This window comes from Dysgonomonas mossii DSM 22836 (genome assembly GCF_000213575.1).
GTDB lineage: Bacteria > Bacteroidota > Bacteroidia > Bacteroidales > Dysgonomonadaceae > Dysgonomonas > Dysgonomonas mossii.
This window is the reverse complement of record NZ_GL892005.1, coordinates 762,158-783,754: the sequence shown is the minus strand read 5'-3', so window position 1 is coordinate 783,754 and position 21,597 is coordinate 762,158. Positions and strand designations below refer to the sequence as shown.

Annotated in this window: 20 protein-coding genes and 1 tRNA gene; 10 read left to right on the top strand and 11 right to left on the bottom strand. The window is 36.5% G+C overall.

All coding sequences use genetic code 11. The features are described from left to right. Window positions 1–433: 433 nt before the first annotated feature. From HMPREF9456_RS06825 to HMPREF9456_RS06785, 9 genes are all read left to right on the top strand, one after another. Window positions 434–1,624, top strand: coding sequence for an L-serine ammonia-lyase (locus tag HMPREF9456_RS06825; RefSeq protein ID WP_006842759.1), 1,191 nt, complete (start codon window positions 434–436; stop codon window positions 1,622–1,624). 118 nt (window positions 1,625–1,742) lie between these two features. Further along, window positions 1,743–3,770 (top strand): transketolase family protein, encoded by a 2,028-nt coding sequence (locus HMPREF9456_RS06820; protein ID WP_006842758.1) that lies wholly within the window; start codon window positions 1,743–1,745, stop codon window positions 3,768–3,770. A gap of 19 nt (window positions 3,771–3,789) precedes the next feature. Beyond that, window positions 3,790–4,245: a ribose 5-phosphate isomerase B gene (gene rpiB / locus HMPREF9456_RS06815; RefSeq protein ID WP_006842757.1), complete on the top strand. Its 456-nt coding sequence runs from the start codon at window positions 3,790–3,792 to the stop codon at window positions 4,243–4,245. A 199-nt stretch (window positions 4,246–4,444) separates the two neighbouring features. Beyond that, window positions 4,445–5,308: a glucose-1-phosphate thymidylyltransferase RfbA gene (gene rfbA / locus HMPREF9456_RS06810; protein WP_006842756.1), complete on the top strand. Its 864-nt coding sequence runs from the start codon at window positions 4,445–4,447 to the stop codon at window positions 5,306–5,308. 54 nt (window positions 5,309–5,362) lie between these two features. Then, complete coding sequence (gene rfbC, locus HMPREF9456_RS06805; RefSeq protein ID WP_006842755.1) at window positions 5,363–5,911, top strand: dTDP-4-dehydrorhamnose 3,5-epimerase; 549 nt, start codon at window positions 5,363–5,365, stop codon at window positions 5,909–5,911. Between the two features lie 96 nt (window positions 5,912–6,007). Beyond that, window positions 6,008–6,709 carry a glycoside hydrolase family 25 protein gene (locus HMPREF9456_RS06800; RefSeq protein ID WP_245531001.1) on the top strand — a complete coding sequence of 234 codons (702 nt, stop codon included), beginning with the start codon at window positions 6,008–6,010 and terminating at the stop codon, window positions 6,707–6,709. Between the two features lie 18 nt (window positions 6,710–6,727). Next, a complete protein-coding gene (locus tag HMPREF9456_RS06795; RefSeq protein ID WP_006842753.1) occupies window positions 6,728–7,741 on the top strand; it encodes a S41 family peptidase in 1,014 nt (337 codons plus the stop codon). A 175-nt stretch (window positions 7,742–7,916) separates the two neighbouring features. Further along, entirely contained in the window at window positions 7,917–10,199 is a 2,283-nt protein-coding gene (locus HMPREF9456_RS06790) for an NADP-dependent malic enzyme (RefSeq protein ID WP_006842752.1), read from the top strand. A 62-nt stretch (window positions 10,200–10,261) separates the two neighbouring features. After that, window positions 10,262–10,735 carry a GNAT family N-acetyltransferase gene (locus HMPREF9456_RS06785; RefSeq protein ID WP_006842751.1) on the top strand — a complete coding sequence of 158 codons (474 nt, stop codon included), beginning with the start codon at window positions 10,262–10,264 and terminating at the stop codon, window positions 10,733–10,735. A 66-nt stretch (window positions 10,736–10,801) separates the two neighbouring features. On the opposite strand, the gene HMPREF9456_RS06780 is transcribed toward HMPREF9456_RS06785, so the two are convergent. The 7 genes from HMPREF9456_RS06780 to HMPREF9456_RS06750 all read right to left on the bottom strand — a co-directional run bounded on the left by HMPREF9456_RS06780 (window position 10,802) and on the right by HMPREF9456_RS06750 (window position 15,396). Then, window positions 10,802–11,410, bottom strand: coding sequence for a hypothetical protein (locus HMPREF9456_RS06780; RefSeq protein ID WP_245531000.1), 609 nt, complete (start codon window positions 11,408–11,410; stop codon window positions 10,802–10,804). Next, window positions 11,403–11,476, bottom strand: a tRNA-Ala gene (locus HMPREF9456_RS06775). Before HMPREF9456_RS06775 ends, HMPREF9456_RS06780 begins: the two co-directional genes overlap by 8 nt. Window positions 11,477–11,551: 75 nt before the next feature. Continuing rightward, the gene (locus HMPREF9456_RS06770) at window positions 11,552–12,217 is read right to left on the bottom strand and encodes a hypothetical protein (protein ID WP_245530999.1); all 666 of its coding nucleotides are present in this window, start codon (window positions 12,215–12,217) and stop codon (window positions 11,552–11,554) included. Between the two features lie 141 nt (window positions 12,218–12,358). Next, window positions 12,359–13,300, bottom strand: coding sequence for a hydrogen peroxide-inducible genes activator (locus HMPREF9456_RS06765; protein WP_006842748.1), 942 nt, complete (start codon window positions 13,298–13,300; stop codon window positions 12,359–12,361). A 21-nt stretch (window positions 13,301–13,321) separates the two neighbouring features. Further along, the gene (locus tag HMPREF9456_RS06760; protein WP_006842747.1) at window positions 13,322–13,990 is read right to left on the bottom strand and encodes a YggS family pyridoxal phosphate-dependent enzyme; all 669 of its coding nucleotides are present in this window, start codon (window positions 13,988–13,990) and stop codon (window positions 13,322–13,324) included. A gap of 50 nt (window positions 13,991–14,040) precedes the next feature. Then, window positions 14,041–14,496, bottom strand: a complete 456-nt coding sequence (locus HMPREF9456_RS06755; protein ID WP_006842746.1) for a DUF4494 domain-containing protein — start codon at window positions 14,494–14,496, stop codon at window positions 14,041–14,043. 366 nt (window positions 14,497–14,862) lie between these two features. Continuing rightward, window positions 14,863–15,396: an RNA polymerase sigma factor gene (locus HMPREF9456_RS06750; RefSeq protein ID WP_006842745.1), complete on the bottom strand. Its 534-nt coding sequence runs from the start codon at window positions 15,394–15,396 to the stop codon at window positions 14,863–14,865. Window positions 15,397–15,791: 395 nt separating this feature from the next. Between HMPREF9456_RS06750 and htpG the strand changes: the two genes are divergently transcribed. Continuing rightward, window positions 15,792–17,681 (top strand): molecular chaperone HtpG, encoded by a 1,890-nt coding sequence (gene htpG / locus HMPREF9456_RS06745; protein ID WP_006842744.1) that lies wholly within the window; start codon window positions 15,792–15,794, stop codon window positions 17,679–17,681. Between the two features lie 107 nt (window positions 17,682–17,788). On the opposite strand, the gene HMPREF9456_RS06740 is transcribed toward htpG, so the two are convergent. The 4 genes from HMPREF9456_RS06740 to HMPREF9456_RS06725 form a co-directional block, all read right to left on the bottom strand. Beyond that, entirely contained in the window at window positions 17,789–18,415 is a 627-nt protein-coding gene (locus HMPREF9456_RS06740; RefSeq protein ID WP_018074830.1) for a ribonuclease H1 domain-containing protein, read from the bottom strand. A 443-nt stretch (window positions 18,416–18,858) separates the two neighbouring features. After that, window positions 18,859–19,557, bottom strand: a complete 699-nt coding sequence (locus HMPREF9456_RS06735) for a porin family protein (RefSeq protein WP_006842741.1) — start codon at window positions 19,555–19,557, stop codon at window positions 18,859–18,861. Window positions 19,558–19,590: 33 nt separating this feature from the next. Next, on the bottom strand, window positions 19,591–20,814 hold the full coding sequence (locus tag HMPREF9456_RS06730; RefSeq protein WP_006842740.1) for a M16 family metallopeptidase: 1,224 nt from the start codon (window positions 20,812–20,814) through the stop codon (window positions 19,591–19,593). Beyond that, the gene (locus HMPREF9456_RS06725; protein ID WP_018074829.1) at window positions 20,811–21,512 is read right to left on the bottom strand and encodes a DNA alkylation repair protein; all 702 of its coding nucleotides are present in this window, start codon (window positions 21,510–21,512) and stop codon (window positions 20,811–20,813) included. The genes HMPREF9456_RS06730 and HMPREF9456_RS06725 overlap by 4 nt, the downstream gene beginning before the upstream one ends. Between the last annotated feature and the right edge of the window lie 85 nt (window positions 21,513–21,597).

Genomic DNA, 21,597 nt, shown 5'->3' with positions numbered 1-21,597 from the left:
TTGTTTAGGTTAAGTGAAGATTGTTATTGTATAAAATCGATGTAAAAATACTTATCTCTTTTCAGCTGTCATTCATAAAAAAACGTGTTGTACAACATGTATTTTTAGATTAAAATATCATTTCTTTTTATATTATAATGCCGACATGTTCCTGTTTATTTATGTCTTTTTGTATCCAACGCCAAAACACCATAAAAATGACTAACAGATTATCAAACCATTAACTTTAACCCAACCGCTAATCATAACAAAAAAACATACAAATAACATAAAAACTTACTCTTTGAGAATTCTTATAAAAACAGGAATAATAGTAAAATATCTTAATTCCTGCTTTTATAGGATTAACAATATTTAATATTGCTATTTTTGTGCTCTAACTAAGAACTGAACAGTAGAAAAGAAGAATTGTTATAGCTTATAAATAAATATTATGGAATCGATTCGCAATTTGTATAAAATCGGACATGGCCCGTCGAGTAGCCACACAATGGCTCCACAAAAAGCCGCTTTGATGTTTAAAGAGGAAAATAAGAACGCCACATCGTTCCGAGTTACATTATACGGAAGCCTCGCAGCTACAGGAAAAGGACATATGACCGATGTAGCTATCACAAACACCTTACTACCCTACCCTACAGAAATTATATGGCAACCTGAGATTGTTTTGCCATACCATACCAACGGCATGAAATTCGAAGCTATTGCAGACGAGCAGCCCATAAAAGAATGGATTGTATACAGCATTGGCGGAGGAGACCTATCGGATGGGAATAGCAAAGTAAATAAGGAAAAATTGTACGATAAAAATACAATGAAGCAAATCCTGCAATGGTGTCACGAAACAGGCAAAACATTTTGGGAATATGTAGAAGATACCGAAGGCAAAGAAATATATAATTATCTTCTGGAAGTATGGAGAACAATGGTAGCTGCAATACACAGAGGGATCGATGCCGAAGGATTGCTTCCCGGAGGATTGGGATTGCAACGAAAAGCCTCGATGTATAGCATAAAAGCCAAAGGATACCAAGGCTCAATGAAAAGCAGGGCACTGATATACTCTTATGCACTTGCTGTGTCGGAAGAAAATGCAAGTGGCAATGTAATTGTTACGGCACCTACATGCGGTTCAAGCGGAACTCTTCCGTCCGTTCTGTATCACTTAAAAGTAAACCACGATTTTAGCGATCAAAAAATAGTAAGGGCTCTTGCTACAGCAGCACTTATAGGCAACATAGTGAAGACAAACGCATCGGTATCGGGTGCAGAAGTTGGCTGTCAGGGAGAAGTTGGAGTAGCCTGTGCAATGGCAGCGGGTGCTGCTTGTCAATTATTCGGAGGTTCTCCTCAGCAAATAGAGTATGCTGCCGAAATGGGCTTGGAACACCACTTGGGACTCACTTGCGACCCCGTGTGCGGATTGGTACAAGTTCCATGTATTGAGCGCAATGCTTTTGCTGCTGCCAGAGCACTCGATTCATGTTCCTTTGCAATGCTGTCGGATGGAAAACACCTCATTAATTTTGATAAAGTCGTTCGTACGATGCAACAAACCGGACATGACTTACCGAGTCTCTATAAAGAAACATCAATGGGGGGACTAGCAATAAACCTTGATTAGTGAAAATAATTAAGTACAGGCGCAAAGTTTGCCTTTTTTGAATATTATTTTATTTTAGAATACATGTATATTTCATTACTTTTGTAAATGAAATCAATTTACAAATAACCATATCACTATGACATCAATCGATTTACTTAACCGTGCGGCAGACAATATTCGTATACTGTCGGCTTCAATGGTTGAAAAAGCGAAGTCAGGACACCCGGGTGGAGCAATGGGTGGAGCGGACTTCATCAATGTTTTATTCACTGAATTTCTCGTTTACGATCCACAAAACCCGACATGGGAAGGTCGTGACCGTTTTTTCCTCGATCCCGGACACATGTCACCGATGCTTTACAGCACGCTGTGCCTGACAGGAAAATTCACACTCGAAGACTTACAACAATTCCGCCAATGGGGAAGCGTCACTCCCGGACACCCCGAGAGAGACATCAACCGCGGAATAGAAAATACATCCGGACCACTGGGGCAGGGACATACCTTTGCCGTAGGAGCAGCAATCGCTGCGAAATTCTTAAAGCATCGATTTGGTGACCGTATGGATCAAACAATATATGCTTTTATTTCCGATGGGGGTATTCAGGAAGAGATCTCGCAGGGAGCAGGACGTACCGCCGGACACCTGGGGCTCGATAACCTGATCATGTTCTATGATTCGAACGGAATACAGTTATCTACCAAAACAAAAGAAGTAACCGAAGAGGATGTTGCCGCTAAATATCAGGCTTGGGGATGGAGAGTGATCACCATCAAAGGTAATGACGCATCCGAAATACGTGCCGCTCTAACAGAAGCTAAAGCTGAAAAAGAAAGGCCGACTCTTATCATCGGTAAAACAATCATGGGGAAAGGTGCGCTTAAAGCCGACGGATCAAGCTTTGAAAATGAAACTGAGACTCACGGACAACCCTTAAGTGCTGCCGGGGCTTCTTTCGAGAAAACAATCGAAAACCTCGGAGGTGACCCCACAAATCCGTTCGTTATTTTCCCGGAGGTAAAAGAACTCTACGCCAAACGTAAGGCTGAACTCGAGGAAATAGTAGCAAAAAAACACGCCGAAAAAGAAGCCTGGGCAAAACAAAACCCTGAACTTGCCGAAAAAATGCAGAAATGGTTTAGCGGCTATACACCGGCAATCGACTGGGCAGCCATAGAGCAAAAACCTAATCAGGCAACTCGGGCGGCATCAGCAACCGTACTGGGTGTATTGGCAAAGCAAGTGGAGAACATGGTTGTTTCCTCCGCCGACCTTTCCAACTCGGATAAAACAGACGGCTTCTTGAAACATACCCACAGCATGAAAAAAGGGGACTTCTCAGGAGCATTCCTGCAGGCAGGGGTATCGGAACTGACAATGGCTTGTCTGTGTATCGGCATGACATTGCATGGCGGTATTATTTCGGCTTGTGCAACCTTCTTTGTGTTCTCTGACTACATGAAACCCGCCATACGTCTGGCTGCTCTGATGGAACTGCCTGTTAAGTTTATCTGGACACACGATGCTTTCCGTGTAGGGGAAGACGGACCGACACATGAACCCGTAGAGCAAGAAGCTCAGATTCGTCTGTTGGAGAAATTGCAAAATCACAACGGGCACAACTCCATGTTGGTACTTCGTCCCGCGGATGTTACAGAGGCGACGGTTTCTTGGAAAATGGCAATGGAAAATCAAACAAGCCCGACAGGACTGATTTTCTCCCGTCAGAACATCAACGACCTGCCGGCAAAAGAAGACAGATATGCAGAAGCCCTTCAAGCCGAAAAGGGAGCATATATAGTGGAGGAAGATGCGAACTATGACATCATCCTGCTGGCTTCAGGATCGGAAGTATCGACACTCGTTGACGGGGCTAAGCTGCTGAAAGAAGACGGCATAAAAACACGTATTGTTTCCGTTCCATCCGAGGGAGTATTCCGCACACAAAGCAAAGAATACCAGGAAAGCGTATTGCCGAAGGAAAAGAAAAAGTTCGGATTGACTGCCGGGCTACCCGTGACATTACTTGGGCTCGTTGGCGACAATGGCAAAATCTGGGGTATGAATTCTTTCGGGTTTTCCGCTCCCTACAAAGTACTCGATGAAAAACTAGGGTTTACACCTGATAATGTATATAAACAGGTCAAAGAATATCTGAAGTAATATAAAAAAGCAAAAAACAATGACAATTACGATACAAGGAGATAAACCGATAGGATTGGCTAGCGATCATGCAGGATATTCTATAAAGCAATATATTATAAGCCTCTTTGATAAACAAGGAGTTAAATATATTGATTATGGAACTTATTCTACAGAAAGTACAGATTATTCTGACTATGGTCATAAATTGGGAACAGCTATTGACAATGGCGAATGTGATTTTGGTGTTGCTGTTTGTGGTACAGGCAATGGCATTAATATGACATTGAACAAGCATCAGAAAGTACGTAGCGCGCTTTGCTGGAATGTAGAAATAACTCAATTGGCAAGAGCACACAACAATGCGAATGTACTTGCATTACCGGGAAGAATGATTTCTCCGGAGGAAGCTTCTCAGATGGTAGAAGCCTTCTTCAATACTCCTTTCGAAGGAGGAAGACATCAGAGACGCATCGACAAAATCCCTTGCATCTAATCTGGTTATTGTGAATAAAATAAATAGAGGCATTTCGTTAGAGTGCCTCTATTTTTTATGTATTCTCAACTTCTATCTTGAGTAAATAGTGAACATTGGCAAAAAGAGCATGCAACAATAAACTATTCTCGATATATACTCGAATCATACGCTAGATTTACTATTTTTGTATATTGCTATTTATATAAACATAAACACTATGAAAGGAATTATTCTTGCCGGAGGAAGTGCTACACGACTTTTCCCACTTTCTAAAGCAATATCGAAACAGATAATGCCTGTGTACGATAAGCCAATGATCTATTATCCGCTATCAACACTAATGCTGGCAGGTATTCGGGAAATATTGGTTATATCTACTCCTCGTGATCTCCCTATGTTCAGAGAGCTACTCGGTACAGGGGAAGAGCTCGGCATGAAATTCGAATATGTGATACAAGAAGTTCCGAACGGACTTGCGCAGGCTTTTGTTCTTGGCGAGAAATTCTTAGATGGTGAGCCGGGTTGCCTTATCCTTGGCGATAATATGTTTCATGGGCAAAATTTTTCGCAGATGCTAAAAAAAGCGGCCTCTATCGAAACCGGAGCCTGTATATTCGGATACTACGTAAAAGATCCTCGTGCATACGGTGTTGTAGAGTTTGATGAGTCAAAAAAAGTGTTATCTCTGGAAGAAAAACCCGAGAAGCCAAAATCGAACTATGCTGTACCGGGACTATATTTTTATGATAAAACGGTAACAGAGAAGGCCAAAGCCTTAAAACCGTCGGCTAGAGGTGAGTATGAAATTACAGACCTAAATAAATGCTACTTGGAAGAAGGAACGTTAGAAGTACAATTGTTTGGTCGTGGTTTTGCATGGCTTGACACAGGAAATTGTGATAGCTTACTAGAGGCAGGAAACTACGTAGAAACAATACAGAATAGACAAGGATTCTATGTCTCTTGTATCGAAGAAATTGCATGGCGCAACAAGTGGATTGATGACGACCAACTGGCTGCTCTTGGGCAAAAACTAGATAAAACAGCTTACGGACAATATATCTTAAGTTTGGTCAAGTAAAAACCGGATAGAAATAGAAACGCATAATATCAACAAGAAATAGTATACTAAAAAATGAAATTTACGGAACAATCCATTAAAGGAGTCTGGGTAATAGAGCCTAAAGTATTTAATGATGAAAGAGGATACTTTATGGAATCATATAAGAAAAATCTTTTCGATGAACACATCGGTAAGATTGATTTTATTCAAGATAATGAATCCAAGTCTACTCGGGGAGTACTAAGAGGATTACATTATCAAATAGGAGAATATTCTCAGGCAAAATTAGTTAGAGCACTTAACGGATCTGTTCTAGATGTTGTCGTTGATTTAAGGAAAAGCTCTCCTACTTTTGGAGAATATTTGGCTGTAGAGCTAACAGATGAAAATAAAAAGCAACTATTTATGCCAAGAGGTATTGCTCATGGTTTTTTGGTTCTTAGTCAAGAAGCGGTTTTTTCTTACAAAGTAGATAATGTATATGCTCCTGCACATGAAGCTTCTCTACTGTGGAGTGATCCATCGGTCGCTATCAACTGGGGAATAGATGAGAAAGAACTAATCTTGTCACCCAAAGATAAAGCCGGGAAGTTTTTATCCGAAGCTATTTTATTTGACTAAAAGTAAATGGCAAAAACAGTACGAAAAAGAACAATACGCAAAAGAGTAAACAGGAGGAAATCTAAAAAAAATAATTTAAAGAAATATATCCTGTCAATGAGTATAGCTGTATGCTTAGGCATTGCAGCTTTCTTTGTTATTAAAGGATTTTTTGAAGAGCCCGAATCTTTCGATTCTAATAAATATTTTGTGAAAGGCATAGACGTTTCGCATCATAATCCAATTCTGAATTGGGATAATGTAATGGAACAAGATATAACATTCGCTTATCTGAAATCGACAGAAGGGACAACACATGAGGACAGGAATTATCCTTTCAATTATGATCTGGCTCGAAAGTCGAATATAAAGGTAGGCTCATATCATTTCTATACGTTTGCCTTATCGGGAGAAGAACAGGCAAAACATTTTCTTAAAACAGCAAAATTTAATAGCGGAGACTTGATTCCTGCTATAGACGTGGAACATTCTCCGGCAAATCCGTATAGCAAGGACAAAGAATTTGTAGGAACTGTTGTTAAAGAGCTTAAAATAATGGAGAATAAGCTCTATGAACATTTTGGAGTTCATCCTATCATTTATACCAACAGAGACTGTTATAAGCTATATATAAAAGGTAATTTCACTAAGAATATTATATGGATGTGTGATTTGCACAACGAGCCTTCAGACGATGTAAATAACTGGAAAATATGGCAATTCTCACATAAAGGTGAATTACCGGGAGTAGACGGACATGTTGACTTGAATTACTATCGATATACATTCAACGAGTTTAAAGAATTATTACTACCTTGAACACTCAAAATTAAGCTGATGAAGTATCTATATATTGCCATATTCGCCTGTTTCTTTTTTACATCCTGTTTTAAGGAAGATAAGTTCGAGAACTCAAAGAAGGGAAACTTCGAGGCCCTTTGGCAAATCATGGATGAGCATTATTGCTTTTTTAATTATAAGGACATAGACTGGAACGAAATCTATAATCGTTACTCGCAACGTATAAGTGAAAATATGGATAACGATGCTTTATTTGCAGTCTTAGGCGAAATGCTTGCAGAGGTACAGGATGGACACGTAAATCTAGTTGCCTCACACAATGTAGCTCGTTATTGGAAATGGTTTGAAGATTATCCTGACAACTTTGACTCTAAGATACAAAAAAACTATATCGGAACAGATTATGGAATAGCCGGAGGACTTAAGTACAAACTGTTGGATAATAATATAGGATATATATATTATGGTAGTTTCTCGAGTGGTATCGGCGAAGGAAATATCAATCAAGTGCTCGATAGGTTTGCACTATGTGATGGTATCATTCTCGACGTGAGAGATAATGGAGGAGGCTTGATGTCCAATAGCGATAGGCTAGCATCTCATTTCTTTAACGAAAAAACACTGGTTGGTTACATGAGGCATAAAACGGGAAAAGGGCATGATGACTTTTCCAAGCCCTATGAAATATATGTAGAACCAACAAGTGGAGTCAAGTATCAAAAGAAGGTGGTTATCCTTACGAATCGTAGTTGCTACAGTGCAGCGAATGATTTTGTTAATGCAATGCGATATGCTCCAAATGCAACTATAGTTGGCGACAAAACCGGCGGGGGAAGTGGGCTTCCATTTTCTTCAGAATTACCGAACGGTTGGTCTATACGTTTTTCGGCATCTCCTATCATGGATGCAGAAATGAATCAACTGGAATTTGGAATTGATCCGGACATTAAAATAGACATGACAGAAGCAGATATGGACAAGGGTATAGACACAATAATAGAAAAAGCTAAAGAAATCATAAAAAGCTCTACCGCAAACCTATCTTTTTGAAACTAAAAAATCTAAATACAAACTAATTTCAAAACATATAACGTTACACAAGTGTTATATAACATATAATAAAGATCAAAATGATTTCTTAAAATATAAATATTTTGAAATTCATTTTGTATAACTTTGTATAAAGCAGAGATTCTATCTACAAACCTGTAAAACATTAATAATCATGCCTAAAGTTACGAAAGAAGCCGCCTTGAAGTATCACAGAAGTGGGAGACCCGGAAAAATTGAGGTTGTACCTACTAAGCCGCATAGTACCCAAATGGATCTGTCTCTGGCATATTCACCCGGTGTGGCAGAACCATGCCTTGAAATAGAAAAAGATCCTCAGCTGGCGTATGAATATACGACCAAAGGAAATCTGGTTGCTGTTATTTCGAATGGGACAGCGGTACTTGGACTAGGCGATATTGGCGCACTTGCAGGCAAACCTGTAATGGAAGGCAAAGGGCTCTTATTTAAAATATTCGCAGGCATTGATGTTTTTGACATTGAGGTTGATGAGAAAGATCCTGAAAAATTCATTCAGACAGTCAAGGCAATTTCTCCTACTTTCGGGGGTATTAACCTGGAGGATATAAAAGCACCCGAATGTTTCGAAATAGAAAAAAGATTAAGAGAAGAGCTTGATATTCCGGTGATGCATGACGATCAACATGGCACAGCGATCATTTCTGCAGCGGCTTTGATAAACGCATTAGATATAACGAAAAAGGATATCTCCAAAATAAAACTTGTAGTAAATGGAGCCGGAGCTTCTGCTATCGCATGTACAAACCTATATATGAGATTTGGTGTAAAAAAAGAAAACATCATTATGTGCGACAGCAAAGGTGTTATTACAACTAAGCGATCTAATCTAACTGCGACTAAAAAAGAATTTGCTATAGACAGCGATATAACAACGCTAGATGAAGCTATCGAGGGCGCCGATGTTTTCTTAGGATTGTCTACTGCTGACATTCTGACAAAGGAAATGATACGGAAAATGAATAACAACCCGATAGTATTTGCTTTAGCGAATCCTAATCCCGAAATTTCCTACGAAGAAGCGATGGCGTCACGCGATGACCTTATTTTTGCTACCGGACGTTCCGATTATCCCAATCAGGTAAATAATGTTTTGGGATTTCCATACATTTTCAGAGGAGCATTAGATGTAAGGGCTACAACAATAAACGAAGAAATGAAACTAGCTGCATCGAGAGCGATTGCCGACCTTGCAAAAGAGCTCGTTCCCGATGTTATTAATTCAGCCTATGAAATAAAGAAATTGAATTTTGGAAAAGATTATATTATCCCGAAACCGCTAGACCCAAGACTGTTAACATCAGTATCTACCGCCGTAGCCAAGGCCGCCATAGAGAGTGGAGTCGCTCAAAAGACAATCACCGACTGGGTAGAGTATCAAAACAGGATATCTGAGATGATGGGATATAGCAATAAGCTAATCCACCGTCTGACAGCTCTTGCCAAAAGCGAAAGAAAACGTGTTGTATATTGTGAAGGAAACCACGTTAATACGATAAAAGCTGCTATCATTGCGTATAAAGACAATTTGTGTGAACCTATTTTACTGGGTAGTGAAGAGAGAATACAGAATATAGCCAAAGAAAATGGACTTGATCTCAACGGAATAAAAATAATAAATCACAGAAACATATCAGAGGATGTACGTAGGGCGCGCTATGCTCAGCTACTGAGTGAGAAAAAGTCGAGAGAAGGTATCCGCTACCAAGAAGCATTCGAGAAAATGAGCGACCGCAACTATTTTGGAATGATGATGGTAGAGACAGGTGATGCTGATGCAGTTATCACAGGAATATATAGCCACTACCGTGAATTTGCAAAAACCGCACTGGAAGTGATCGGATTAAAGCCTCAGTATAAACATTTTGCAGCCATGCATATTGTACAAACAAAAAGAGGTCCTTATTTCCTTGCAGACACACTTATTAATCGTTGGCCGGAAGAAGATGTGTTGATCGAAATAGTAAAACTGGCGCACGACACTGTACAATATTTCTCTACAGAGCCGGTGATTGCAATGCTCTCGTTTTCCAACTACGGAGCTGATGATAACGGAAGCCCTAAAAGTATCGCAAATGCAGTAAGATATTTTCATGACAATTATCCGGATTATAATATTGATGGAGAAATGCAGCTGAATTTTGCGATGAATAAAGAGCTAAGAGATAAAGCATTCCCATTCAACACCCTTAAAGGCAAGGATGTAAACACATTGATATTCCCGAATTTAAGTTCAGCGAATATATCCAGTAAACTATTGATGGAGTTGGGTATTGCAGGTGAAAGCTTAGGACCAATTCAGATGGGATTACGCAAAGCTGTCCACTTTACAGATATAGAAAGCTCTGTAAGAGATATAGTCAACTTAACGGCTGTAGCTGTTGTGGATGCAATTGCAAACAGTCTACAAAGTAAGTAAATGTATTGTTTCGGTTAATATTGAATAATAAAAAGCTATATTATACTGATAATAAGAAAAGAATGCAACTGACTTTAACTGCGATACAAGATTCAGACATCGAGTTATTGAATGAATGGTTACATAAGGATTATATACTGCAATGGTATCATGATGCTGATGAATGGATTCATGAAATAAAAGAAAGAGAAGGAAGCTTTAACTTCTTATCTCACTATATTATTCTTGAGAATGATAAACCAATTGGATTTTGTCAATTTTATGATTGCTTCGATGCCAAAGAAGGCTGGTATTCGGTGGAGTGCCCAAACAATATATATAGCATTGATTATTTGATTGGGGAAGAACATTTTCTAAGGAAAGGATATGGCAAAGAAATTGTAAGAATTCTTACTAATAAAATAATTCGGGACAAGAATCCAGAGGCAATAATAGTTCAGCCGGAACAAGAAAATATAGCATCATGCAAAGCTCTTTTAGCCAATGGTTATATCTACGACTTTGATAATAATTATTACATATTAAAATGCTTATAACGAGCCAAACTCTTCTTGCGTGGATTAGAAAGAAATTGTTAGATCTATGAAATGGCGCTAAAAATATTACATAAACTTTTTACGTTGTATTTCATCTGAAATCCTTCGTAACTCAATAGATATAGCATCGATATCTTGATATGCTTGAACTATATTAAGTTCTGTCAATGATATATTAAACTTTTCAGATACTCTATTCATATAAAGAATTTCGACATCAATATTTCCCTGATATTTTATTTCTGCCCAATATTGACTTATAATGACATCTTTATATCCATTAGGCTCTATCAATAATCTCGTGTCATTTATTTTTTCTTCGACATTAAAATACCATTCAAGCTCATTGGGTACGGTCTTAATTTTTACCTTGGGAAAAACATTATGAGCTGTAACATTAGATATGTTTTTAAATCGCAAAATAATATATCTGTTTTTTCTTATAATTAGTGGTACTATTCTAGGAGAATTTTGCTCCTCCCATTGGCGTTTTAGCTCATTTAACTGCTCTTTATTTTGGCGTAAACTCCAATAAGTAACCCCTGCCATGAATAGTGTAGCAATCGCACTTAATGCAACAAACCAATCTTGTATAGCCATAATAATATTTTCTTCAAAGATAAAATAAAAATCCCCACACATTTCTGCATGAGGAGTTAAAATTTCGTGGAGCATATCGGACTCGAACCGATCACCTTTAGACTGCCAGTCTAACGCTCTAGCCAGATGAGCTAATGCCCCCCTATGAAAGCTGTGCAAATATATACAATTTTCGCTAATAATGCCAGATATATAAATAAAAAGAGAACTTTATCTCTATTTACCTGCATACTGTGAGCAGTATTCCACAGCAGACTTAATATCTTCCGGATTATCAAAATCCAGTTTATTTTCTTTAATATATTTCTTGATTTCTTTCTTGTGAGCTTTAAATAACTTTGCTAATGAGTCTGGGGTAGAAAAACGCTTCTGTGTATTATTAATCTTTACATAATAGAAATTATCAGGCTTGTAATTAAATTTCTCGGAAACGTTCAGTGGGATAGTACGTCCCTCTTTATTAATTACACTTACACTCGTAATAGCACTTGTTGTCGATGTCGTACCATAACCACTCGGTTTTCCCTCCGATATAGCCTTAGATCTCCATTGTATATAAAGAATAAGGTCATTATAATTAATCCGTTCGTAGAATAAATTGCCTTTTATTTGCTCAAACATTCGCCCTTCAATATTGATATATGAAATATCCGAAGGATTGACTATCTCTAGTAAAGAATTATCCGAAGGTGAGAGAAAGAGCATCCTTTGATTTAAAGGATCATAATTAAGTTTTGCATATACAACTGCACCATTTTTATATACAACTTTTCCATTTTTAAATTCATCGAATATATATACATTGTCTTCTTGAGCTTGCAGTTCCAATGATACCAAAAAGAGACTAAAGAATAATGACAGAAGAAGATATTTGTTTTTCATAACAGGCATTTATATAAAGCTTTAACAAAGAAAATAAAGTATTTATAAATCTACAAATAATTCAGGATTTATTCTCTTTAAAAAGTAAAAGTCCTGATAGTTTCAGGACTTTCTTATATTATGTTTTACAGAAAATTCAGATCAAATATCCACAACGAACTTTTTTAGCTCTAAACTCAATAGAGGTTGAGGTACCGATTGCTTTATTTCCGAAATTATTATATCTAAAACTCTCTCTCTCAAAAATTCTTTACGAGTAACCAAACTGATTTCTCTTACCGGCGAAATACCTTTCAGCGGACGCACATTCTTTTTTTGCTGTTCGGTGAGATCTTCTATTGCCATCTCGGGAATAATAGTAAGCCCACTATTATTATCTACAATATTGATCAATGTGCTTATGCTTCCTGCTTCGTAAGAGAATAAAGAATGTGAGCTTTTACGCTTACGCATATTACAAATTCTCAATATCTGTCCTCTGAAACAATGAACTTCTTCAAGCAACCACAAACGGTTTATATTCAGATCATCTTCTTCCAGCTCTTTTTTTGCATAAAGCGACGTTTCGCGGGGAGAAACGTAAGCATAGAATCGTTCGTAATATATCGGATGTTCCGATATTTTATCATTTTTAAGAGGTGTAGCCAATATAGCACCATCCAAAGCCCCATTCAACAACTTCTCTATTATCTGACCGGTTGTTGTTTCTTCTATTACCAAGACAATATCATAACCGTTTTCGTCATGTACTTTCATTAATTTAGGTAATAAATAAGGAGCGATGGTAGGGATTATACCCAGCTTAAACACACCTTGAACTATTCCTTTTTCTTCTTGGATTATTTCTTTTATCTGTTTTACTTGCGATACAATGACACGAGCCTGATTTATGATCTGAATACCAATAACAGTTGGCTGAACAGGCAACTGACTACGATCAAATATTTTAACCCCCAGTTCATCTTCCAATTTCTGGATCATCATACTTAGGGTAGGCTGCGTTACAAAAGAAGCTTCCGCCGCTTTTGCAAAGTGGCGGTGATTGTCCACTGCAATAATATACTCCAGTTGCTGTATGTTCATATCTACGGTATTTAGTTAGTGTTAGTATTCTCTTTGTCCAAATATTGAAGAACCTACTCGTACTATAGTAGCTCCTTCTTCCACTGCTATTTCATAATCATCAGACATTCCCATTGAAATTTCGGAAAACGAATCAAAATCTTGGAAATAGTCTGCTTTAAGTTTGTCATAGAATAGTTTCAGGCTACGAAACTCTGTCCTTATCAGATCTACATTATCGGTAAAGGTAGCCATCCCCATCACCCCTCCAATATATGCATATTTCAACTGCTTCCAAAGACCTTCATTCAGCATCTGCCGACAGGCATCAAATGATAATCCATATTTAGAGTCCTCTTCAGCTATGTGAATTTCTAAAAGACAGCAAATACGCTTATTTACTCTTGTTGCCTGTTTATCTATCTCCTGCAAAAGCTTCCAACTATCAACACTATGAATAGTATGAACATATGGAATAATTGCTTTCACTTTGTTTGTTTGCAGATGACCGATAAAGTGCCATTCTATATCTTGTGGCAACTTATTATATTTCTGGTCTACTTCTTGCATCCGACTCTCACCAAAAACCCGTTGACCGGTATCATAAAGTTTCTGTATAGCTTCTACAGGATGAAACTTAGATACAGCGACAAGTTTTACAGTTTCAGGTAAAGCCTCTTTTATTTTATGTAAATTATCTGATATATTCATTTCAAATCGGTAACACAATACAATTTATACAACCATAAATTTATGGCAAATCATACTAATATTACTTTCTTCTTTTCGTCTTCTGAATAAGGAAACACATCCATAATAGTAGTCTCGGATAATGAAGCAATAGTATAATCAGCCAAGGTTCCCTCCATGCCTTTCTCTACAACTTTCAATGCTTCTTTTATATCAGAAGCCTGAGCTAGCATTTGTACTGCTGTTTTCTTTTCGGTTCCACTTTTTTCATCCAAACTAATAAACATTACTTTGGCTTTAAAAAAACGATCGCCATTGTCATTAAAAAATAATTCAGACAATTTAGCTCTTTTAATATCTGCGATTGTAAATTCTCCCGATATATAAGGTTTTATTTCTTCAATTATACGGGCTTCCGCCTCTGTGAAAGATAGTGCATCTACTAAATATGGTTCAGTTACTTTCTTTTGCATACCATTTTCCAGTACTTTTTCGTAACTGACTTTGCATTCAAACCAATTATGCATATAGTCTAGGTTATTGTTTTAATCTATAATTTATTGATACAAATATAAACAATTTAATTCATTATATCTATCAATTGATAAAAGTTCTCTATTGCTTCATTATGAGATTCTTCTATCACAAAAAGAGAAAATAAAGAACAAATCTATATATATTCAAGTTATAAAAATCGATATTTTTGAAAAATATTTAGGCTCATCTTTTTTATTATTATTCAACTTATGAGATAGTAAAAATAAACAAAACTAGGATATTTTAAAATAATAAAATTAGGATATATTAGAATAAAAAGGACTTTCTGCCTCAGAAAAAAAAGCCTGCAATTATTATACTGCAGGCTTTCATTTATTGTTTAAATAATTTTTATATTATTCTCTATCTTGATATTTATAATCGTTCAATAGTTCCTGAAGACGTTTACGAGCAAAGAAAATACGACTCTTAACCGTACCTATTGGTAAACCTAGTTGTTGAGCAATTTCTTCATATTTATACCCCGACACGTGCATTGTAAAAGGAACTTTATATTCATCTGCAAAACTATTTATCACTTTAACTATTTCAGATACTGTATATGCGCCTTCTGGTGTATCAAAGCCTGAATCCTGAGGTAGATTTAAATGATATAAATTTTCAGTTTGATCTATCATTGTCTGACTGCGAACTACACGACGATAGTTATTCACAAAAATATTATGCATGATAGTAAAAACCCAACCTTTGAAGTTTACGTTTTCATAATATTTCTCTTTGTTGTCTAAAGCACGTAAAGTTGTTTCTTGCAACAAATCTTTCGCCTCTTCTCTATTGGATGTTAGAGTAAGTGCAAAGTTCAACATGTTATTCTGCAAGTCTATTAACCTGTCTTCAAATCCTTTATAAGTGTTATTTAGTGTTGTCATTTTTTTGTAATTTTAGTCGGCTAATGCAATTTAAGTAATCTCGTATGGCTTTTAAGCCAAAAATATAGTAAAACAACGCTTTGTTTTTATGATCTCTTTTCATTAATTCTTAAAACAAATATACTCTTTTTTTTTATCAACTAGAAAAAACTTTATAAAAATATACTTTTTTTCAGAAAAATAAGCAAGAACAAAACACATAATACACTGATACAATGAACCCTCAAATATTATTTGAATATTAATATAAGTTATAAATTATTTCTATAAACTTCATTAATTTATCAAAATAAATCTAACGAACTGCGACAAATTGTCACTCAGATACTCTTTGGCATTTATTTTGCCTTAATAATACATAATTAATAAATATAACTGATAAAATATTATAGAACATGGAAAAAACTGGTAAAATTGGGGTTACGACCGAAAACATTTTCCCTATCATCAAAAAATTCTTATATAGTGATCATGAAATATTTCTCCGTGAATTAGTTTCTAATGCTGTAGATGCTACTCAAAAATTAAAGACATACGCATCGTTAGGAGAATTCAAAGGAGAGATGGGCAATTTGTCGGTAAGTGTATCTATTGATAAAGATAAAGGCACTCTTACAATCTCAGATAAAGGCATCGGGATGACCGATGAAGAAATAGACAAATACATCAATCAAATAGCATTTTCTTCTGCAAACGAATTTCTCGATAAATACAAAAAAGACGCTAATTCTATTATTGGACATTTCGGATTAGGTTTTTATTCATCTTTCATGGTATCTAAGAAAGTAGAAATCATCACCAAGTCTTTCAAAGAAAATGCCCAAGCTATAAAATGGAGTTGCGACGGATCTCCTGAATTTACGCTAGAAGCGGTAGAAAAAGCAGAACGAGGCACTGACATTATTTTATATATAGATGATGAGAATAAAAACTTCCTAGAAAAAACAGAAGTAGACAAACTATTAAAAAAATACTGCCGCTTCTTACCCATACCGGTAGTATTTGGAAAGAAAACAGAGTGGAAAGACGGAAAATCGGTAGAGACAGAAGAAGACAATGTTATAAATGATACAAATCCGCTATGGACACGCAAACCGGCTGATTTGAAAGATGAAGATTATAAGAAATTCTACCAAGACTTGTATCCCTTCTCTGACGAACCAATGTTTTGGATACATCTAAACGTTGATTATCCGTTCAAGCTGACAGGAATATTATATTTCCCTCAAGTTAAGAGCAATATAGACCTCAATCGCAACAAGATACAATTATATAGCAACCAAGTATTTGTTACCGATTCTGTAGAAGGAATAGTTCCCGAATTCTTGACATTGATGCATGGAGTCTTGGATTCACCGGACATTCCTCTTAACGTTTCTCGCTCGTATCTGCAAAGTGATCAGAATGTAAAAAAGATATCCAATCATATTACTAAAAAGGTTGCAGACAGGCTGGAAGAAATATTCAAAAACGATCGTAGTCAATTCGAAGACAAATGGGATAGTCTCAAGCTCTTTGTTGAATATGGCATGCTTACCGACGAGAAATTCTACGACCGTGCTCAAAAGTTCTGTTTATTGAAGAACGTTGACGGTAAAGCATTCACATTTGAAGAATACAAAACACTTATATCTTCTGATCAAACAGATAAGGATGGTAACCTGATTTATCTATACACCAGCAACAAAGAAGAGCAATTCTCTTACATAAATACAGCGAAAGACAAAGGATATGATGTAATCTTATTTGACGGTCAACTAGATGTACACATGGCAGGACTGCTTGAACAGAAGTTTGAGAAGAGTCGCTTTGTTCGAGTAGACAGTGATACAGTGGACAATCTGATCTTGAAAGAAGACAGCAAAGAGATCAATCTAACTGATAAACAAAAGGAAGAGTTGAATGAAGCCTTTACTTCTCAACTACCGAAGATTGATAAAACTGAATTTACTGTCGACTACAAATCGTTGGACGAAAAGGCACAACCAATACAAATAACTCAGAATGAGTTTATGCGCCGTATGAAGGAAATGTCTGCTATGCAGTCGGGTATGGGATTTTATGGTGAGATGCCGAACAATTATAATCTTGTATTAAACATCGAGCATCCATTAATAAAAAAGATAATGGCTGATATAGATAACAAAGATAAAGAGGCGGTAAGTGCTTATGCTAATGAGAATAAAAATATCCGTCAATTGATAGATTTAGCTCTGCTGTCAAACGGTATGCTGAAAGGCGAAGCTTTGAGCAACTTTATCAAAAGAAATATGGATAATATATAATCTACAGAATATATTAACCCAAGCAGGTAATAGCGGAGCTTAATGTCACTAAACAAAGAAGACATTTTGCTCCGTTTATTTATTGTAATAAATTTTCAAACCAAAGTTTACTTCCGTCCAAAATCTGCGGGAATCTCACCCCATTCATCAGTTTTCCATTTAAGGATTGTAGTTGTATAAGTATTTGTTTTAAGCCAGTTCTCGGCACGTTCTATCATGTAGAAAAGAGATTCATTTTCGGGAATCCGCTCCAGCTTGGTCTTACATTTCTTTTCTTTTACCCACTTTATTGCATTTACACTATCTGAATAAATGGGAATAGAAAAGCCTTTCTGCTTCAACAAAGCCAAGCCGTGTACCAAAGCAAGAAACTCTCCAATATTATTTGTCCCTTGCTCAAATGGTCCTTGTTTAAAGATCTCCTCTCCGGTCTTCACATATACTCCGCGATACTCCATCAAGCCGGGATTACCACTACAGGCAGCATCTACGGAAAGGCTATCTTTTATAATCTCGGGAATGTTATGTATTGAAACCTGCTTCTTTTTTTCAGCATTCTTACCTACATACAACCAAGGACTTTCATTGTAAGCTTTCTCAGCCTCGAGTTTCGATGGAAATGATTTATAAATAGCACCATCATAACCTTCTACCTGAGCCTTGCATTCTGCCCATGAAGAGTAGACACCGGTCTTTACTCCATTCCACACCACATAAAAATTCTTCTTCGCCACCTTATTCCAACAGTATATATCACAAAAATATCCGTAAGCTGTACTTACAGATATTCTAAATCTTTTATTACTCTAATTACTTTTCGTTAAAAAAATCAGAAGCCTTTTTTCGTGCCTTATCAGCAAACTCATCAACCTTATCTACAAATTTCTCAGTATAACTTTGCGTATGCTTCGACACGTCTTCAAATAAATCTTTAGCCTTAGTTAAAAAATCTTCTGTTTTTCCTTTAAAGAATTTATCCCAGTCTATATCAAGACCTTCCTTATCCTATAATCTTTAACTACAGAAACAGCTTTAACAGCCTGTTCATATGTAAGCCCAACCTCATCTTGCAGTTTTTTTATCAAGTTTTCCATGATTATAATTTTTGATGGTTTTTATTTATAGAAAACAACAATCAGACAAACAAAGTTCAGACTATAAAACACATACCAATAGGCTAGAATCTGAATCCGAACGAAACAAAAAAGTTTCTATTTTTTAATTCAGGACCGGTATATGCAATATTGTAGAGCCCATATTCATACCCTATGTTTATTGTATATATATCATACACCAGACCAACTTTCGCGTTCAAGCCATAATCAAACCTTCGCCACCGGTCAGGAGTAAAAGATTCAAATTCGACCTCAGGAACGGTTGTAACAACAGGCTTCCCTATATTATCGGAAATTACTGTAACGCTGCTTGTTGTACCTGTCCCTTTATATCCATAAGCGGCATATAGTCCTCCATTAATATTAAATGCCCATGACTTCGTGAAATACAATTCATATCCCAAATTAAAAGGCATCTGTATATAATTGCCTGTGGCATTATAATATCCGTCATAGGTAGTTACAGAAATATCACCATTTTTTTCTAGAGTATGAATATGTCTTTTCAACCCTTTCTTAGTAACAAACAACCCTGTTTGGAGCTGCATATTACTCCAAAATTTATAATTTACATTGAACCCGATATGAACTCCTACTTTGGCTTGCTTATATGTATTTTCATTCTTAATATCCATTCCGGCAAGGTTTAATCCCACATGTATATCCGAAGTGATACGTTTTTTAGGATACTGAGCATTTATAGTTCCAATACTGCAAACAAACAAAGATATAAGTAAAAATATTTTTAAGATTGTTTTCATAAAGTTAGTATAGCTAATGCAAAGTTAAGAGAATTAATCATATATTAAAGTAAACAAACTTCTTTCATCAAAAATTTCGTTACTCACAGCCAGTATTTGTTCTGCCGTCACAGCTTCTATTTTTTGAGCGGTTTCCGCCAACGTATTGAAGTGATTATGATGCAAAAAATTCTTACCCAAGGCTAATGCCAGATTCTCATGATTGTCTCCCATCACTCCTATCTGCCCAATGAGTTGCTTCTTGGCTGTACTTAGTTGACTTGATGTAAGCTTCTCTTTTCTTAATCTATTTAATTCTTTATTCACCAAACTGATACACTTATCCACATTTTTCTTATCGCAGCCAAAATAAATTGAAGTTATCCCCGTATCGGTATATGATGTGATCGACGAGTCTACGTTATATACATAGCCTCTTTTCTCTCGTAAAGAGATATTCAAACGGCTATTCATTCCCGGGCCACCCAAAAGGTTATTCAAAAGATTCAAGACTCTTCTATTGGGGTCACACAATGAATATGAACGTCCGCCAATCAGAACATGTGCCTGCGAAGTCTCTTTATCCTCCCTCTTATTTACTGATGAGATGTCAACCGGCTTAATCCGTTGTATATCTGATTTTATATTAGGAATAGCCGATAAATATTTCTCGGCATAATAAACAATCTTCTTAAAGTCTGTTCTTCCAAGTGAAAAAAACACCATATTGGAAGGATTATAGAATTTGTTCACAAAAGCCTTAGCCATCTGCCCATCAAAGTTCTGCAACAGCTCGGCACTTCCTAATATATTATGCCCTATCTGGGACTGATCAAAAACAAGGTTTTCGAATTCATCAAATATCAGTTCTGATGGACTATCTTCATACGAATGTATTTCGTCTATTATAACCTCTACTTCTTTTTCAATTTCCGATTGAGGAAAATTCGAATGAAAAGTAATGTCTGAAAGTAACTCTATCGCACGGCTAAAGTGTTGCTCAAGAAAGACTGAGTAAACAACCGTTTCTTCTTTATTTGTAAATGCATTGAGCTCTCCACCCACATTTTCCATACGGTTGATAATATGATACGCCCGTCTTTTATCCGTACCTTTAAACAGCATATGCTCTACAAAATGAGCCATACCGTACTGATCGGGAGCTTCATCGCGTGTACCCGCATTGACTATAAAACCACAATAAGAAACGTTACTTTCAATTGGTTTGTGCACAATACGAAGTCCGTTGGATAATGTATGAGTGAGATAATTTATCATTTCTTCATGTAAAACGCCCTTTCTTCAGGGCTTAATTTTTCTATTGAGTAACGCAACATCGTACGAGGCATCTCTTTACTATAACTATCGAGAAAACCAGTTAATTTCATTTTATCTCTCTTGCCCATCTCTCTAAGCATCCACCCGATAGCTTTATGCATCAGATCGTGCTTATGATATAATAATCGTCGGGATAAATCTAAAATATCTTGATAATCGTTTCGACGGATAAATGCGAACGTAGCAATAATAGCAATTCGCTGATCCCACAACAGAGAGCTGTCTGCTAATTGATATAAGACTGACCTATCTTTATCTACAAGGTACTCTCCAACAATATCTTTTGCACTGAGATCTACCAAGTCCCAGTTATTGATACGATGTGTATGAGCCAAATAAAAATCTACAATCTCTTGTTTTCTTGTCTCGTCCTTTGTCTTTTTAAATAACTCTACGAGAATAAGCAAAGCACACAGGCGACACTCATGATATTCATTATTGAGAAGTTTTGCTACCTCTGTAAAAGGAATATCTTTATATTTCTTAGCTACTTTTCGAGTATCAGGAACTACAACTCCCAGAAACTTGTCACCTTCGCCATATTGACCTTTCCCTGTTTTGAAAAAGTACGGAAGAAATTCCCGCTTTTCAGGAATTGAATAAGCATTTAGCTCTTCTTGTATCTGTTTAGCTATCATTATATTCTCTATAAAAGGTGACAAAAGTGACAGATTTCAGGCTATTTTCATTTGTCACTTTTTAAAGTTCATAAAAATAGCCTTC